Source organism: Telmatospirillum sp. J64-1, assembly GCF_006980715.1.
GTDB lineage: Bacteria > Pseudomonadota > Alphaproteobacteria > Rhodospirillales > Magnetospirillaceae > Oleiliquidispirillum > Oleiliquidispirillum nitrogeniifigens.
Window position 1 is genome coordinate 52,638 of sequence record NZ_SBHN01000006.1, and the last position, 16,602, is coordinate 69,239.

The window sequence follows — 16,602 nt, forward strand, 5'->3', positions numbered from 1 at the left end:
CAATCAGCGGTTCAATTCCCGCATGGCTTGATCCAACCCCTCCAGGGTCAGGGGGAACATGCGCCCTTCCATCAGCCGCGAGATGATGGCGACCGATTCGGTCCAGCGCCAGGATTCGCGCGGCACCGGATTCAACCAAACGGCGTGCGGCCAGGCCTGGAGCATCCGCTGCAGCCAGACCGACCCGGCCTCCTTGTTCCAATGCTCGACCGAGCCGCCGGGATAGGTGATCTCGTAGGGGCTCATCGAGGCATCGCCGACGAAGACCAGCTTGTAGTCCGGCGGATAGGTATGGATCACGTCCCAGGTGGACAGCGCTTCGTCATGGCGGCGGCGATTGTCCTTCCACAGCGCCTCGTAGGGGCAGTTGTGGAAGTAGAAATGTTCGAGATGCTTGAATTCCGCCCGCGCCGCCGAGAACAGCTCCTCGCACATCCCGACATGATCGTCCATCGAACCGCCGACATCGAGGCAGAGCAGCACCTTGACCTTGTTGTGGCGCTCGGGCCGCATCCGGATGTCGAGCATGCCGCCGTGATGGGCGGTCGAGCGGATGGTGTCGTCCATATCCAGCTCGCTGGCCGCACCCTCGCGGGCGAAACGGCGCAGGCGGCGCAGGGCGATCTTGATGTTGCGGGTGCCCAGTTCGACGGAATCGTCGAGATTGCGGAATTCCCGCTTGTCCCAGACCTTGACCGCACGGCGGTGGCGGCTTTCCGTCTGGCCGATGCGCACGCCCTCGGGATTGTAGCCATGGGCGCCGAAGGGCGAGGTGCCCGCCGTGCCGATCCATTTGTTGCCGCCCTGATGCCGTTCCTTCTGCTCGGCCAGGCGCCGGCGCAGGGTCTCCATGATCTTCTCGAAGCCGCCCAGGGCTTCGATCTGCGCCTTCTCCTCCTCGGTCAGCAGGCGCTCGGCCAGCTTGCGCAACCATTCCTCGGGGATCTGCGCCAGCACCTCTTCCACGGACCCGCCGGCGCCCTCCAGCCCCTGGAAGACCTGGGCGAAGACGCGATCGAAACGGTCGATATGGCGCTCGTCCTTCACCAAGGCGGAGCGGGACAGGTAATAGAAATGGTCGACGCTATAGCCCGCCACCCCGGCCACTACCGCCTCGATCAGCGTCAGATATTCCCGCAGCGTGACCGGCACGCCGCCCTTGCGCAATTCGTAGAAGAAGGTGAGGAACATCGCCCCGCCGCCTATCGTCCGTCCCGCCGCGCCAGGAAGGCCAGGCGCTCGAAGAGATGGACGTCCTGTTCCGATTTCAGCAGGGCGCCATGCAGCGGCGGAATGACGCTACGGGCATCGCTGGCGCGCAGCTGCTCGGGCGTCAGGTCCTCGGCCATCAAGAGCTTGATCCAGTCGAGCAGTTCCGAGGTCGAGGGCTTCTTCTTCAGGCCCGGCACCTCGCGCAGGTCGTAGAACAGGGTCAGAGCCTCGCGCACCAGATCCTGGCGCACATTGGGGAAATGGACATCGACGATGCGCTGCATCACCTCGCGCTCGGGGAAGCGGATATAATGGAAGAAGCAGCGCCGCAGGAAGGCGTCGGGCAGTTCCTTCTCGTTGTTCGAGGTGATGATGACGATGGGGCGCTGGCGGGCCTTGATGGTCTGGCGCGTCTCGTAGACGTGGAATTCCATGCGGTCGAGTTCCAGCAGCAGGTCGTTGGGGAACTCGATATCGGCCTTGTCGATCTCGTCGATCAACAGCACCGGAGCCTCGGGCGCCTCGAAGGCCTCCCACAGCTTGCCCTTGACGATGTAGTTGGAAATGTCGTGGACGCGCGGATCGCCAAGCTGGGAATCACGCAGGCGCGAGACGGCGTCGTAGTCGTAAAGCCCCTGCTGGGCCTTGGTGGTCGATTTGATATGCCACTGGATCAGCGGACGGCCGATGGCATGGGCCACTTCCTGGGCCAGCACTGTCTTGCCGGTGCCGGGCTCGCCCTTGACCAGCAGCGGCCGCTGCAAGGTGATCGCGGCATTGACGGCGACCATCAAATCCTCGGTCGCCACATAGCTTTCGGTCCCCTGGAACTTCATCACCCTCTGTCCGCCGTTGATTCGCCTTCCGCGAGGGTAGGCCGAGCGGGCATGGGCTTGCAACCCGTCCCAAAGCACAATGGCCCAGCAGGTCTCCCCGCCGGGCCATGGGCATTGGCTTCCGTCTCGGCGCCGTTAGGCTGCCTTGCTCGCCAGGCTCTGGAAAGCGGCGATGCGCGCGTTGAGCGGCTCCATCGAGGAAGCGATCACCGTGCTGGTCATCTCGGCGAACTTGCGGCTTTCGGCGACGGCGGTTTCGATGCCTTCGCGCGTCAGCTTCGTCTGCACTTCGATCAGTTCCTGGGGGGTCTTGCACGCGGCCAGGGCCTTGGCGGCGGCCTGGGCCTTCTCGGCGGACTGGCCGGCCAGCGACTGATAGGCCTTGCCCATTTCCTCGAAGCCCTTGGCAGCCAGAGTGCTGCTCTTGACCATCGCTTCGATATTGCCCTTCCCGAAGGCCATGATCTCTTCGTAGCTCTTGATCATCCTGATATCCTTTCCCGCTTCTGCCGTCATGCTGCATTGCAACATACGTGGATCATAAGGGCTTTCCACCGAAAAGGAAAGTGTTTTGTTGCAGCGCAGCATAGCGAAAAAGCACTAGGCCATCTCCGCCCTGGAGTGCCCCCGAACTTGCCGGAAGAGAGGGCGAACCCCCGCGCGCCGCTTGTTTTCCGCCCTCCTCCACCCTAGGTCAGAAGCTCTCGCAGCTACTTCATCTTCGTCCATGCAGACTTACGACAATGGCGCCCGCCGCCCCAAACGCGCCCTGATCCTGGTCAACCGGCGCGCCCGGCGCGGGGGCTCGTCCATCACCGACGCCCTGGACCTGCTGGCCCATGCCGGGGTCACCCTGATCGAGCCCGAGGTCATGGGACGCGAGGGATTGAGCGAGGCCATCAGGACCCATGCGCAAGAGGTCGATTTCGTCATCCTGGGCGGAGGGGACGGCACCATGAATGCCGCCGCCGCCGGCTTGCATGAAACCGGCCTGCCCTTCGGCATCCTGCCCCTGGGCACGGCCAACGACCTGGCGAGGACGCTGGGCCTGCCCGTCTCGCCCATCGACGCCATGCGGGTGATCCTGAACGGCCATACGCGCCGCCTGGACCTAGGCGAGGTCAACGGGCATTTCTTCTTCAATGTCGCCAGTATCGGCTTCAGCGCCCATCTGGCGCGCAATCTCACCTCCGAGGCCAAGAAGCGCTGGGGCGTCCTGGGCTATGCCGTCGCCGCTTCGCGCCTGCTGGCCGAAAGCCGCCCCTTCACCGTCACCATCGAGCATGACGGCCAGATCGAGCGGGCCAAGACGGTCCAGGTCTCGGTCGGCAACGGCCGCTTCTATGGCGGCGGCATGACGGTCGAGAACACCGCCCAGCCGGATGACGGCCGCCTCGACGTCTACAGCCTGGAAGTGAAGCACTGGAGCGAGCTTCTCGCCCTGCTGCCCGCGTTGCGGCGCGGCACCCATGGCCGCTGGAAGAATGTCCGCGCCTTCGGCACCACGGAAGTGATCCTCAACACCCGCCGCCCCCATGAGGTCAACGCCGATGGCGAATTGGTGACCACCACCCCGGCCCATTTCCGCATCCGCCGGGCCGCGGTCACCGTCTTCGCCCCCGAGTGAACGAGGAGGAGCGAGCCCCCGTGAGTCAGTGATGGTCCCGTCCCGATAGCCTCTGTCCGGAGCATATCATGGATTATCTGCTCGCTCTTGCCGCCGATCCTGCCGCCTGGGCTGCCCTGGTCACCCTGATCGCCATGGAAGTGGTGCTGGGGATCGACAACCTGATCTTCATTTCCATCCTGACCAACAAGCTGCCGCCCCATCAGCGCTCGCGCGGGCGGCGGATCGGTATCAGCCTGGCGCTGATCCTGCGCCTGGTCCTGCTGAGCACGGTGGCGTTCATCGTGCAGTTGACGACGCCCCTGTTCGAACTTTTCGGCCACGGCTTTTCCTGGCGCGACCTGATCATGATCGCGGGCGGGCTGTTCCTGGTGTGGAAAGCCACCAAGGAAATCCATCACCATGTCGATCCCGACCCGGCTCCCAACGTCTTCGACAAGAAAGCGGCGGAGATCGGCTTCGGCTCCGCCATCATCCAGATCCTGCTGCTGGACCTGGTCTTCTCCATCGACAGCATCGTCACGGCGGTCGGCATGACCCCGCATATCCCGATAATGGTCATCGCCGTCGTCGTCGCCGTCACGGTGATGCTGCTCGCCGCCGACCCGCTGGCGAATTTCATCCACCGGAACCCGACCATCGTGATGCTGGCCCTGGGCTTCCTGTTGCTGATCGGCACCGTGCTGATCGCCGAAGGCTTCGGCGCCCATGTGCCCAAGGGCTATGTCTATGCCGCCATGGCCTTCTCCGCCCTGGTCGAGGCCCTGAACATGATGGCACGGCGGGCGAGCAAACGGCGCGGGAAGTAAGCCCGGCCCTCCTCCGGATAGCAGAACGGCCGCACCGGAAAGCCCGGTGCGGCCGTTCGTTCTTGAAGAGGCCCGAAGGATCAGGCGGCTTCGATGGCTTTCTCGATGGCCGCGAGGGCATCCTCGGCGCGGCTGCCGTCGGGACCGCCGGCCTGGGCCATGTCGGGACGGCCGCCGCCGCCCTTGCCGCCCACCGCCTCGGACCCGGCGCGGACCAGATCGACGGCGCTGACCTTGCCGGTCAGGTCCTCGGTGACGCCGACGACCAGCGAGGCCTTGCCGTCCATCACGCTGACCAGGGCGACGACGCCCGAGCCGATCTGCTTCTTCATCTCGTCGGCCATACCCTTCAGGTCCTTGGCAGGCATGTTGTCGAGCTTGCGGCCCGCGAAGGTGATGCCGGCCACGGTCTTGGTGGCGGCACCGCCGCCCCCACCGGTGGCCATCTGGCGGCGCAGATCGGCGATCTCGCGCTCCAGCTTGCGGCGTTCCTCCAGCAATCCGGCGATACGGCCGGGCAGGTCGGCGGTGGTCGCCTTCAGGGCCTCGGCGCTGCGGGCCAGGATATCCTGCTGCTCGGCCACCCAGCGTTCGGCGGCCTGGCCGGTGACGGCCTCAATACGGCGGACACCGGCGGCCACGGCGCTTTCGCCGATGATCTTGAACAGGCCGATATCGCCGGTGCGGCCGACATGGGTGCCGCCGCAGAGTTCGACCGAGAAGTTCTGGCCGGACTCGTCGCCGCCCATGGAGACGACGCGGACCTCGTCACCGTATTTCTCGCCGAACAGGGCCATGGCCCCGGCCTCGATGGCCTCGTCCGGCGACATCAGGCGGGTGCCGACATCCCGGTTCAGGCGAACCTGACGGTTCACCTCGGCTTCCACATCGCGGATTTCCTCGGGCGTCAGCGCCTTGGGATGGCTGATGTCGAAGCGCAGGCGGTCCGGCGCCACCAGCGAGCCCTTCTGGGTCACATGGTCGCCCAGGCGGCGGCGCAGGGCGGCATGCAGCAGATGGGTGGCGGAGTGGTGGGAACGCAGGTTGAGGCGGCGTTCCACGTCGATGCGGAAATCGCCGATATCGCCCACCGCCACGACGCCGTCCTCGACCACGCCGAGATGGACCACCAGGTCACCCACCTTCTTGGTGGTGTCGCGGACCACGACGCGGCCGCCGCCGGGGACGCGGATGACGCCATGGTCGCCCATCTGGCCGCCGGATTCGCCGTAGAAGGGCGTCTGGTTGGCGATCAGCGCCACCTCCTGGCCGGGCTGGGCGGCCTGGGCCTCCTTGCCGTCCACCACCAAGCCGGTGATCTTGCCTTCGGCCTGATCGGCGTCATAGCCCAGGAATTCGGTGGCACCCAGCTTCTCGCGCAGCTCGTACCACAGGGTTTCCGTCGCCGCCTCGCCCGAACCGGCCCAGGCCTTGCGGGCCTCGGCGCGCTGGCGCTCCATGGCGGCGGTGAAGCCGTCGAGATCGACGCCGATGCCCTTGCCCTTCAGCGCATCCTGGGTCAGGTCGAGCGGGAAGCCGTAGGTGTCGTAGAGACGGAAGGCCACCTCGCCCGGCAGTACGCCGCCATTGCCCAGCTTGGCCGTCTCGTCGTCGAGCAGGCGCAGACCGCGGTCGAGCGTCTGCTTGAAGCGGGTTTCCTCGAGCTTCAGCGTCTCCTGGATCAGCGCCTGGGCGCGGACCAGTTCCGGATAGGCCTGGCCCATCTGCGCGACCAGGGCCGGGACCAGACGCCACAGCAGGGGCTCCTGGCAGCCCATCAGCTGGGCATGGCGCATGGCGCGGCGCATGATGCGGCGCAGGACATAGCCGCGTCCCTCGTTCGACGGCAGCACGCCGTCGGCGATCAGGAAGGACGAAGAGCGCAGATGGTCGGCGATGACGCGATGCGAGACGCGATGCGGGCCGTTCGGATCGGCGTTCGAGAAATCGGCCGAGGCATGGATCAGCGCCTGCATCAGGTCGATGTCGTAATTGTCGTGCTTGCCCTGCAGCAGCGCGGCCACGCGCTCCAGCCCCATGCCGGTATCGATCGAGGGGCGCGGCAGATCGACCCGCTTGTCCGGGGTGATCTGCTCGTACTGCATGAAGACGAGGTTCCAGATCTCGATGAAGCGGTCGCCATCCTCGTCCGGACTGCCGGGCGGGCCGCCGGGAATATGGTCGCCGTGATCGTAGAAGATTTCCGAACAGGGGCCGCAAGGACCGGTATCGCCCATCGCCCAGAAATTGTCCGAGGTGGGGATGCGGATGATGCGGTCGTCGCTCAGCCCCGCGATCTTCTTCCAGAAATTCGCCGCCTCGTCATCGGTATGATAGACCGTGACCAGCAGCTTGTCCTTCGGGATCGCGAATTCCTTGGTGACCAGAGTCCAGGCCAGCTCGATCGCGCGTTCCTTGAAGTAGTCGCCGAACGAGAAGTTGCCCAGCATCTCGAAGAAGGTGTGATGCCGCGCGGTATAGCCCACGTTGTCGAGGTCGTTATGCTTGCCCCCGGCACGCACGCATTTCTGCGAAGAGGTGGCACGGACATAGTCGCGCTTCTCGACGCCGGTGAAGACGTTCTTGAACTGCACCATGCCGGCGTTGGTGAACATCAGCGTCGGGTCGTTGCGCGGCACCAGCGGGCTGGAGGGCACGATCTCGTGGCCGTTCTTGGCGAAGAAGCCCAAATAGGCGCTTCGGATGTCGTTTACGGTCTGCATGGCCTCTAATGTAAGCATGCGGCCGATCCGTCAAAAGAAGCATGCAATAGACGCAACTTCCCGACATCCGGCCGGTTTCCGGGCATCGGCTCTTTTAGCCTGCCGCCCCAAAACTGTCCAGAAAAGGAAAAAGCCCGCCTTTTTCTCGAAGACGGGCATTTCCGGATCAGGAGAAGGCGGCCTCAATCATCGACCGAGGCGCCGTCCAGGTCGCCGGGCCCGCCGGCCAGGACATCGGACAGGATGCCGGCATTCTGGCGGATGGCGGTTTCCAGCTCGGCGGCCATCACCGGGTTTTCCTTGAGGAAATTCTTGGCATTCTCGCGGCCCTGGCCGATGCGTTGGCCGCCATAGGAGAACCACGACCCCGACTTCTCGACCAGACCGGCCTTGGTGCCGAGATCGAGCAATTCGCCGGTCTTCGAGACGCCCTCGCCATACATGATGTCGAATTCGACCTGCTTGAACGGCGGGGCGACCTTGTTCTTGACCACCTTGACGCGGGTCTGGTTGCCGACCACCTCGTCGCGGTCCTTGATGGCGCCGATGCGGCGGATTTCCAGGCGCACCGAGGCATAGAACTTCAGCGCGTTGCCGCCGGTGGTGGTTTCCGGGTTGCCGAACATCACGCCAATCTTCATGCGCAGCTGGTTGATGAAGATGATCATGGTGTTCGACTTGGCCACCGTGGCCGTCAGCTTGCGCAGGGCCTGGCTCATCAGGCGGGCCTGCAGGCCGACATGGGAATCGCCCATCTCGCCTTCCAGTTCGGCGCGCGGCACCAGGGCGGCGACGGAATCGACCACCAGCACGTCGATGGCGCCCGAACGGACCAGGGTATCGGCGATTTCCAGCGCCTGTTCACCGGCATCGGGCTGCGAGATCAGCAGGTCGTCCAGATTGACGCCCAGCTTGCGGGCATAGACCGGATCGAGCGCGTGTTCGGCATCGATGAAGGCGCAGGTGCCGCCCTTGCGCTGCGCCTCGGCGACGCATTGCAGGGCCAGCGTGGTCTTACCCGAGCTTTCCGGGCCGTAGACTTCGATGATGCGGCCCTTGGGCAGGCCGCCGACTCCCAGGGCGATGTCCAGGCCCAGCGAGCCGGTGGAGACCGTCTCGATCTCGACGGCGCTGTCCTTCTGGCCGAGCTTCATGATCGAGCCCTTGCCGAAGGCGCGCTCGATCTGGCCGAGGGCTGCTTCCAGTGCTTTCTGCTTATCCATCGTATCCTTGTCCACCAGGCGTAACGCGGTCTGCGACATCACGAAGCCCCTTTATTCCACAGGCCATCGAACCATGCAATGAAGCAGAATGTACGCGATATGTTCCATCCGCCGCAAGAAAAATGTTCTCACTATGTTCCAAGATTTGGGGGTAAGGCAGGCGGCGGACAAACAGGTAGAACATCCATGCAGGCGGATCAATACGGCCTACCGGAATCGCGGAGCCCAGAGGATCCAGCTGGCTGCGGAAGACTCCTGTTTTCATCGTCATTCCCGCGAAAGCGGGAATCCATGCCGCCGCAGCAGTATTGAGCGGTTCGCATCTCCACCAGCCCCCGCATGGACCCCCGCTTTCGCGGGGGTGACGATGTGCTGCAGGCAGAACCGGCATTTCTGCAGCCTGCTAGAGCTTTGGCCCCGTTCTTCGAGACGCCCCCCCACACACGGCTCCTGCCGTCAGGATCACCCGCACCCCGCCATGGCCTCCTTCACCGCGCCTGCAAGCTGCTTCAGGCTGAAGGGCTTGGGCAGGAAGGCGACGCCATCCAGCCCGGCCAGCTCGCCGCGCGCCACATCCTCGGAATAGCCGGAAATCAGGATGATCTGGATGGACGGCCGCTCCATGCGGACCAGCCTGGATAAGGTCATGCCGTCCATGCCGGGCATCACCACGTCCGAGATCAGCACGTCGATATCGTCTTCGGCGCGCAGCACGTCCAGGGCGGCCTCGCCGTCGCTGGCCTCCAGCACGCGATAGCCCTTGTTGCGCAAGGCGCGCGAGCCGAACAACCGGACCGCGTCCTCGTCCTCGACCAGCAGGATGGTGCCCGCGCCGGTCAGGTCGCCCGCCGCCGGCGGCTCGGCCGCCAGGTTCGGGCGCGGCGCCCGTCCGGTCACGCCGGACATGCCCGCCTCGGCTTCCGAACGGGGCAGATAGATCGAGAAGGTCGCCCCCTGCCCCGGCGCGCTGTCCACGAAGACGTAACCGTCGGTCTGGCGCACGATGCCGTAAACGGTGGACAGGCCCAGCCCGGTGCCCGCGCCGACCTCCTTGGTCGAGAAGAAGGGCTCGAAGATGCGTTCCTGCAAATCCTTGGGGATGCCGGTGCCGGTATCGGAAACCTCGATCAGCACGTATTCACCGGGCGGCATGCATTCCGCCCCGCGCTGCACCGGCCGTTCCACCGCCACGCCGCCGGTGCGGATGGTCAGCATGCCGCCGCCGGGCATGGCATCGCGGGCATTGACCGCCAGATTGATGATGACCTGGTCGAACTGGCCGGGATCGACCCGCACCAGTCCGAGCCCGCGCCCATGAACCATGCGCAACTCGATGGTCTCGCCCAGCAGGCGGCGCAGCAGGTTGGACAGATCGGCCAGAGCATCGGTAACGTCAAGCAGGCGCGGCTGCAAGGCTTGGCGGCGCGAGAAGGCCAGGAGCTGGCGCACCAGGGCGGCGGCGCGATTGGCATTCTGCTTGATCTGCATGATGTCGGCGAAGGACGGATCGCCCGCGCCGTGGCGCTGCAGCAGCAGGTCGCAGAAGCCGATCATGGCCGTCAGCAGGTTGTTGAAATCGTGCGCCACGCCCCCGGCGAGCTGGCCCATGGCCTGCATCTTCTGCGACTGGGCGAACTGGATTTCCAGGTTCTTGCGCTCGGTGGTGTCGATGAAATGCAGCACCAGCCCCGAGACCTCGCCCTCCTCCACCGACGGATTGACGTAGAGCGAGCAGATCAGGCCGCGCGGGCCTTTCAGGCGGACTTCCAATTGTTCGGTCCGGCTGCTCCCCATCAGCACCCGCGACAGCCCCTCCTCCGCCGCGGCGTGGTCTTCCTCGACCAGCACGTCCACCACGGGGCGGCCCGCCACGTCGTCGCCCTTCAGGCCCAGCATGTCCTGGAAAGCAGGGTTGCACAGGGCCAGGGTGCCGTCGAGATCGACCAGGGCGATGCCCACCGGCGCGTCGTCGAACAGCCAGCGGAAGCGGCGTTCGGCCGTGCGCAGGGCGCGTTCCCACTGGCGCTCGGGCATCAGGTCGCGCACCACCACCGAACGGGTGAAGGTCTCGCCGCCCTCGTCGAAGACGGTATGGGTCAGGAAGGCCTGGAAGATCTCGCCGCCGCGCCCTTTCAGGCGCATCTCGCTGCGGTCCTCCTCGGGATTGGGCACGGCGCCCAGCACCTCGCGCAGGTCCGCCCCGATCAGGTCCAGCGGGCTGCGCCCCAGCCAGTCGGCCAAACGCTGGTTGGCATAGCGGATGCGCCCGTCGGTATCGGCGGAATAGCAGCCGACGGGCAGGAAGTCGATGAAGTCGGTCAGGCTTTCATATTCGCGGCGCAGCGTCTCGTCGATGGCGCGGCGGGCCGAGACATCCTCCATCGCCCAAAGCCGCGCCCCCGGCAGCCCCTCGACCGGACGCACCAGGAAGCGCAGCCATTCCCGCTCGCCGCCCGGCGCCGTCAGGGCCAGTTCGGCGCGATAGGATTCGCCGACCAGGGCGGCGCTGCGCAGGCGGGCAAGTTCATGCTGGGCGCGCTCATCCCCTTCGACCAGCGGGGCGAACGGCGCCAGCGGGTCGCTGGCGAGACCGAAGCGCCGGGCCGGGGCATTGCGGTAGATCTCCTGCCCCTCCGCTCCGACCAGCAGGCGGCCCATGCGGTCGGAATCGAGGGTACGGGCCAGGGCGAAGGCGCGGGTTTCGGCGGCGGCCTGACGGCGTTGGCGCAGCAGCAGAAGCACGCCGGCCGCCAGGCCAAGCACCACCGCCAGCACCACGGGCACCAGAGCGTCATCACGACCTGCCAGCGCCAGTCCCCCCAAGGCTGCAATGGCGGCGGCCAGCCCCCAGGCCAGCGGATCAGAGAAGCTTTTCCTAATGGTCCAATTTTCCCTTCAGGCGCATGACATAGCCGATGACTTCGGCCACGGCGCGGTAATGCTCGGCCGGAATCTCCTGGTCGATCTCCACCGCCGCATAGAGGGCCCGGGCCAGCGGCGGGTTTTCCACCACGGTCACGTCGTTTTCCTCGGCCAGCTTGCGGATGCGCAAGGCGACCAGGTCCAACCCCTTGGCGACGACGACCGGCGCGTTCATTTTGTCCAAATCGTATTTCATGGCAACCGCATAGTGGGTGGGGTTCATTACCACCACATCGGCCGTGGGCACGGCCTGCATCATGCGCTGCCGGGATTTTTCCATACGCAATTGCCGAAGGCGCCCCTTGACCATGGGATCGCCTTCCTGCTGCTTGTGCTCGTCGCGCACTTCCTGCTTGGTCATGCGCTGATCCTCGCCGTGCTTATAGCGCTGATAGGCCCAGTCGGCGATGGCGATGAAGGTCATCACCCCCAATACCGCACCGATCAGCACCAGCACCGTGTCGCGCAGATAGGCGAGCATGCCCCACAGGTCCATGCCCGCCAGCAATTCCACATTGGCCATCATCGGCCAGACCAGCGCCGCGCCGATAGCACCGACGATGACGATCTTGAGCACGCCCTTGAGGAATTCCATCAGCGAGCGTGACGAGAACTGCCGCTTGAAGCCCGCCAAGGGACTAATATTGCTCCATTTCGGCTGAATTTTCTTAGGGGTGAACAGCAGCCCTACCTGCACCAGATTCGCAATGATACCGATCAAGACCGCCATCCCCAGCGGCACCGCCATCACCAGCCCCACATCAAGCAGCAGGTCGGTGGCCATCACCCGCAAGGCCGGGCCATCGGCACCGAAGCTGTGGGGACGTTCGATGAATTTTTGCAGGATGCCGCCCAACCGCGAAGTCATCCAGCCCAGGATCAGCCCGACGATCCCCAGGGCGGCGAGAAACATGAACCACGTCTTGACTTCCTGGGAAACCGGGACCTGGCCTTCCTCACGCGCCTTCTCCAGCTTTCGGGCTGTCGGTTCTTCCGTTTTACTAGATTTGTCCTCTTCGGCCATCGTCCGCGCCCTATTCGATGAAGGACATCAAGGTGGACTCGAAATAGTCGAAGAAAACCAGCATCATCGCCGACAGCGCCATCATCAGCAGCCCCAGGCCCAGGATGTTCTGCAAGGGCAAGGCGATGAAGAAGATCTGCATCTGCGGCATCAGACGCGACAGCAGGCCCAGACCGGCGAAGAAGACCAGCACCGCCACCATCACCGGCGCCGCCATCTGCAGCCCGATGCGGAAGCTGGTATTGACCATGTTCGCCAGCATATCCGCCGCGTCGCCCCAGGGCAGGCCCTGGCCGGGCAGGAACAGGGTATAGCTGTCGATCACCGCCAGCAGCATCAGGTGATGCAGGTTGAGGGCGAAGATCAGCACCAAAGCGAGATTGGTCAGGAAGCTCGACAGCACCGCTCCCTGCTGTTCGGCGATGATGTCGAAGCTCAGGGCGTTGGACAGGCCCGCCTGCATGGAGATGACCTGGGCGGCAAATACCAGCGCCCCCATCATCACCTGCATCAGCAGGCCGAAGAAGAGGCCGATGGCGGCTTCGCGCAGGATCAGCAGCAGCAGGCCGGGCACCGTGACCGGCATGGGCGGCAGACCGGACTGCACCGCGGGCAGCACCACGAGGCTAATCAACAGGGCCAAGCTCAGCCGCGCGCGGGCATTGACCAGCCGTCCGCCGAAGCCGGGAAAGGTCATCAGGGCGGAGCCCATGCGGACGAAGACCAGCAGGAACTGGAAGAGATTGACCTCGATGAGCTCGGTCAACATCGCCGTCAGCCTCCGGCGATGGCCCGGTCCATCATCTGCATGGTGAATTCCACCATGGTATGGAGCATGAAGGGCAGGAACAGCATCAACGAGACGAAGATCAGGATGATCTTCGGCACAAAGGTCAGCGTCATTTCCTGGATATGGGTCAGCGCCTGGAACAGGGCGATGATCAAGCCCACGACCAGACCGGTCAGCAGCACCGGCACGCTGACCTTGAGCATGGTGAAGATCGCCAGGCGGGCGACATCGAGGACTTCGGCTTCCGTCATGTGGCCGCCCTGCAGCGCCTAGAAAAACGAGGTCATGCTGCCGATCGTCAGATCGGCATCTGCATGATTTCCTTATAGGCGGTGACCACCTTGTCGCGCACCGCGACGACCGTGTCCAGCGTCAGCTCGGCATTGGTCACGGCATTGACCACTTCGCGGATATCGGCCTTGCCGGCGATGGCCTGCTGGCTCATGCGCTCGCCTTCCTTGGCGTTATCCACGGCGGTGCGGGCGGCATCCTTGACCATGTCGGCGAAGCCGCCGCCGGCGGCCTGACCGGCATCGGAAGTCTGGGTCACCGGGGCCTGGGCAACGGCGGCATAGGCGGCGACGGCGTCGGAAATCTTGATCATCTATAGCTTCCTTGCAGGCGTTTAGCGCAGCATCTCAACCGTGCGCGACAAAAGCGCCTTGGAGGTCATGACCACATTGAGATTGGCTTCATAGGTGCGCTGAGCCTCGCGCATGTCCATCAACTCGATCAGCGGGTTGACGTTGGGGGTCAGCACATAACCCTCGGCATCGGCGGCGGGATGACGGGGATCGAACTTCTTGGTGAAATCGGACATGTCGCCGCGCACCTTGTCGACCTGGACCAGCTGGGTCCCGGAGGCGCGGTCCAGTTCGGACTTGAAGCTGATGACCTTGCGCCGGTACGGGTCCTCGCCGGGCATCTGCGGCAGCGAATCGGCATTCGCCAGGTTTTCCGACACCACCCGCAGACGGTGCGACTGCACCTTCATGCCCGAGGTGGCGATCATCTGCGCCCGCTTCAGATCATCCATGCCCTAATTCCCCCGTATCAGCCCTGACCCTTGCCCAGGGCGGTGCGGATCATCTTGACGTGTTTCTGGAACAGGTTGGCGGCCAGGTCGTAGGCGCCCTTGGCCTCGCTCAGCTTGACCATCTGCTCCTCCAGCACCACGGCGTTGCCGTCGATGGTGGATTCATAGGGCCTGCCGTCCTTGCGGACCTCGGCCACCCGATGGATCAGGGGCTCGGACACCACATGGCGCGGATTGGTCACCGCCGCGGCCACCTGCGGCTGCTGGCCCAGATGGCTCTTGAAATCCAGCGCCTTGACGTCGCGCGGCTGGTATTTCGGCGTATCGGCATTGGCGATGTTCTGGGCCAGCACTTCCTGACGCTTGGCCACCCAGTCCATCCGCGTCCGCGCCATCTGGAAGAGTGTGAGCTTGTTGAGCATCTGCTTTTTCCACCTGTTCGCGGCAGCACGCCGCCGCCACGCTACTTTGGCGCCCCAGCCTTTAACAAAGCGTAAAGCCGTGTCACAAAAGGGGCGGTTTTACCCTTTGTTAAGCCCACGGGGCATAAGACTATCGTCAACCTAGCCGAGGCTGCGCCTCGGCACAACCGAGATCCCGGACCACCATGTCTCCCGAGGCCCGCTTGAGCGACAGCGCCAGCCATAGCAGCCCAGAGCAGCGTAACATCGAGCAGCGCAGCATCGCCGTGGCCCTGGCCCATGACCCCGAGGGAGACAGCGCCCCCCGCGTGGTCGCCTCGGGACGCGGCAGCGTGGCCGCGCAGATCCTGGAAATCGCCTTCGCCAACGGCGTCAAGGTACGCCAGGATGCCGATCTCGCGGAAATCCTGGCTGCCCTGGATATCGACAGCGAAATCCCCGTCGAGGCCTTCGCCGCGGTGGCGGAAATCCTGGCCTATGTCTATAAGGCCAATGCCATGGCCGACTCGACGCCCCCCGGCCGGGCGGGAGAACCCTGATGCCCCCCGTCGCCCATCACTACACGCCTGACGACCTGCGCAACGAAGTGCAGAAGATCTCGTCGCTGGTCACAACCGCGCGCCGCCTGCTGGCCTCGGACAAGAGCGTGGACCTCTCGGCCCTGGAGGGCAAGATGCGCCATGTCTGCGCCATCGCCGCCCTGCTGTCGCCCGACCACGCCCGTCCGCTGCTGCCCGCGCTGGAAGCGCTGCTGGCCTCGCTCGACGAATTGGGCAAGGACCTGCAGGCCCAGCAGAGCCGCCTGGAAGCCCGCACGGCCTCCCCCGCCCCGCCTTCCTCCGGCCCCTCCGGCCGGGACCAGGATCAGACGTAGAAAGATCCCGATGGACCTCGACACTTACATGCGCTTCATGCTGGCCCTGGTCTTCGTCCTGGGCCTGATCACCGTCGCCGCCTGGGCGGCCCGCCGTTTCGGCATGGGGCCGCGCCTGGCGGGCGGCGGCAAGCGCAAGCGCCTGGCCCTGGTGGAAACCATGATGATCGACGGCAAGCGCCGCCTGGTGCTGGTCCGCCGCGACGACAAGGAACATCTGCTGCTGATCGGCGGCGGCAACGACGTCGTGGTCGAGCAAGGCATCACCGACGGCTTCCGCGCCAGCCTGGGCGGCGAGACCGCCGCCAAGACCGGAGACGGCGAATGACCCGCCCGCTTGACTGGCGCAGGCTGCCCCTGCGCAGACTGGGCCTCGCCGCCCTGCTGCTGAGCCTTGCCGCCCTGCCCGCATCGGCGCAGGAATTCACCCTGGATTTCGGCGATCCCACCGGGTCGACGGCGGCCCGCATCATCCAGCTGGTGCTGATGCTGACGGTGCTCAGCATCGCCCCGTCGATCCTGGTGATGGTCACCTCCTTCACCCGCATCGTCGTGGTGCTGAGCTTCCTGCGCCAGGCGCTGGGCACGCAAAGTGCGCCGCCGAACATGGTGCTGATCAGCCTGGCGCTGTTCCTGACCGCCTTCGTCATGATGCCGACCTTCGAGCAATCCTGGAACCAGGGCATCCAGCCCCTGGTCGAGGGACGCATCGACGAGATGGAGGCGATGGAACTGGCCGCCCAGCCCTTCCACGACTTCATGTTCCGCCATGTGCGCGACGAGGATTTGCGCCTGTTCCTCGACATCTCCCGTGCGCCGGAAGTGGCCGGGCCGGAGGACGTGCCCTATCAGGCCCTGATCCCGGCCTTCATGATCAGCGAATTGCGCCGCGCCTTCGAGATCGGCTTCCTGATCTTCCTGCCCTTCCTGATCATCGACCTGGTGGTCGCCTCGGTGCTGATGTCCATGGGTATGATGATGCTGCCGCCGGTGATGATCGCCCTGCCTTTCAAGCTGATCTTCTTCGTGCTGGTGGACGGCTGGTACCTGATCTCGGGCTCGCTGGTGCAAAGCTTTGGTTGATACCTCCTTGGCGTAGGAAAC

Annotated in this window: 18 protein-coding genes; 6 read left to right on the forward strand and 12 right to left on the reverse strand. The window is 65.0% G+C overall.

Going from position 1 to position 16,602, the window contains the following annotated elements; genetic code table 11:
* Nucleotides 1–3: 3 nt before the first annotated feature.
* The 3 genes from EPD66_RS07330 to EPD66_RS07340 form a co-directional block, all read right to left on the reverse strand.
* Nucleotides 4–1,191, reverse strand: a complete 1,188-nt coding sequence (locus tag EPD66_RS07330) for a VWA domain-containing protein (protein ID WP_142847844.1) — start codon at nt 1,189–1,191, stop codon at nt 4–6.
* 11 nt (nt 1,192–1,202) lie between these two features.
* A complete protein-coding gene (locus EPD66_RS07335; protein WP_142847845.1) occupies nt 1,203–2,048 on the reverse strand; it encodes a MoxR family ATPase in 846 nt (281 codons plus the stop codon).
* 135 nt (nt 2,049–2,183) lie between these two features.
* Entirely contained in the window at nt 2,184–2,534 is a 351-nt protein-coding gene (locus tag EPD66_RS07340) for a phasin family protein (RefSeq protein WP_185961297.1), read from the reverse strand.
* Between the two features lie 241 nt (nt 2,535–2,775).
* Between EPD66_RS07340 and EPD66_RS07345 the strand changes: the two genes are divergently transcribed.
* Nucleotides 2,776–3,675 carry a lipid kinase gene (locus tag EPD66_RS07345; protein WP_142847847.1) on the forward strand — a complete coding sequence of 300 codons (900 nt, stop codon included), beginning with the start codon at nt 2,776–2,778 and terminating at the stop codon, nt 3,673–3,675.
* A gap of 68 nt (nt 3,676–3,743) precedes the next feature.
* Complete coding sequence (locus tag EPD66_RS07350) at nt 3,744–4,484, forward strand: TerC family protein (protein ID WP_142847848.1); 741 nt, start codon at nt 3,744–3,746, stop codon at nt 4,482–4,484.
* Nucleotides 4,485–4,564: 80 nt separating this feature from the next.
* Here the strand turns inward: EPD66_RS07350 and alaS are convergent, their stop codons facing one another.
* From alaS to flgB, 9 genes are all read right to left on the reverse strand, one after another.
* Nucleotides 4,565–7,207, reverse strand: coding sequence for an alanine--tRNA ligase (gene alaS, locus EPD66_RS07355; protein ID WP_142848002.1), 2,643 nt, complete (start codon nt 7,205–7,207; stop codon nt 4,565–4,567).
* 182 nt (nt 7,208–7,389) lie between these two features.
* Complete coding sequence (gene recA / locus EPD66_RS07360; RefSeq protein ID WP_142847849.1) at nt 7,390–8,469, reverse strand: recombinase RecA; 1,080 nt, start codon at nt 8,467–8,469, stop codon at nt 7,390–7,392.
* A gap of 423 nt (nt 8,470–8,892) precedes the next feature.
* The gene (locus tag EPD66_RS07365) at nt 8,893–11,214 is read right to left on the reverse strand and encodes a PAS domain-containing sensor histidine kinase (RefSeq protein ID WP_255448403.1); all 2,322 of its coding nucleotides are present in this window, start codon (nt 11,212–11,214) and stop codon (nt 8,893–8,895) included.
* Between the two features lie 91 nt (nt 11,215–11,305).
* Entirely contained in the window at nt 11,306–12,376 is a 1,071-nt protein-coding gene (flhB, locus tag EPD66_RS07370; protein ID WP_142847851.1) for a flagellar biosynthesis protein FlhB, read from the reverse strand.
* A 10-nt stretch (nt 12,377–12,386) separates the two neighbouring features.
* On the reverse strand, nt 12,387–13,145 hold the full coding sequence (fliR, locus tag EPD66_RS07375) for a flagellar biosynthetic protein FliR (protein WP_142847852.1): 759 nt from the start codon (nt 13,143–13,145) through the stop codon (nt 12,387–12,389).
* A gap of 5 nt (nt 13,146–13,150) precedes the next feature.
* Nucleotides 13,151–13,417, reverse strand: coding sequence for a flagellar biosynthesis protein FliQ (gene fliQ / locus EPD66_RS07380; RefSeq protein WP_142847853.1), 267 nt, complete (start codon nt 13,415–13,417; stop codon nt 13,151–13,153).
* A 47-nt stretch (nt 13,418–13,464) separates the two neighbouring features.
* Nucleotides 13,465–13,770: a flagellar hook-basal body complex protein FliE gene (locus tag EPD66_RS07385; RefSeq protein WP_142847854.1), complete on the reverse strand. Its 306-nt coding sequence runs from the start codon at nt 13,768–13,770 to the stop codon at nt 13,465–13,467.
* 21 nt (nt 13,771–13,791) lie between these two features.
* Nucleotides 13,792–14,202: a flagellar basal body rod protein FlgC gene (gene flgC / locus EPD66_RS07390; RefSeq protein ID WP_142847855.1), complete on the reverse strand. Its 411-nt coding sequence runs from the start codon at nt 14,200–14,202 to the stop codon at nt 13,792–13,794.
* A 17-nt stretch (nt 14,203–14,219) separates the two neighbouring features.
* On the reverse strand, nt 14,220–14,624 hold the full coding sequence (gene flgB / locus EPD66_RS07395) for a flagellar basal body rod protein FlgB (protein ID WP_142847856.1): 405 nt from the start codon (nt 14,622–14,624) through the stop codon (nt 14,220–14,222).
* 203 nt (nt 14,625–14,827) lie between these two features.
* Between flgB and EPD66_RS07400 the strand changes: the two genes are divergently transcribed.
* From EPD66_RS07400 to fliP, 4 genes are read left to right on the forward strand one after another with little or no spacing between them, the layout of a single operon-like run.
* The gene (locus tag EPD66_RS07400; RefSeq protein ID WP_255448405.1) at nt 14,828–15,163 is read left to right on the forward strand and encodes an EscU/YscU/HrcU family type III secretion system export apparatus switch protein; all 336 of its coding nucleotides are present in this window, start codon (nt 14,828–14,830) and stop codon (nt 15,161–15,163) included.
* The gene (locus EPD66_RS07405; protein ID WP_142847858.1) at nt 15,163–15,498 is read left to right on the forward strand and encodes a hypothetical protein; all 336 of its coding nucleotides are present in this window, start codon (nt 15,163–15,165) and stop codon (nt 15,496–15,498) included. Before EPD66_RS07400 ends, EPD66_RS07405 begins: the two co-directional genes overlap by 1 nt.
* A 10-nt stretch (nt 15,499–15,508) precedes the next feature.
* Nucleotides 15,509–15,826, forward strand: a complete 318-nt coding sequence (locus EPD66_RS07410; RefSeq protein ID WP_142847859.1) for a flagellar biosynthetic protein FliO — start codon at nt 15,509–15,511, stop codon at nt 15,824–15,826.
* Nucleotides 15,823–16,581: a flagellar type III secretion system pore protein FliP gene (gene fliP / locus EPD66_RS07415; RefSeq protein ID WP_142847860.1), complete on the forward strand. Its 759-nt coding sequence runs from the start codon at nt 15,823–15,825 to the stop codon at nt 16,579–16,581. The genes EPD66_RS07410 and fliP overlap by 4 nt, the downstream gene beginning before the upstream one ends.
* Nucleotides 16,582–16,602: the final 21 nt, after the last annotated feature.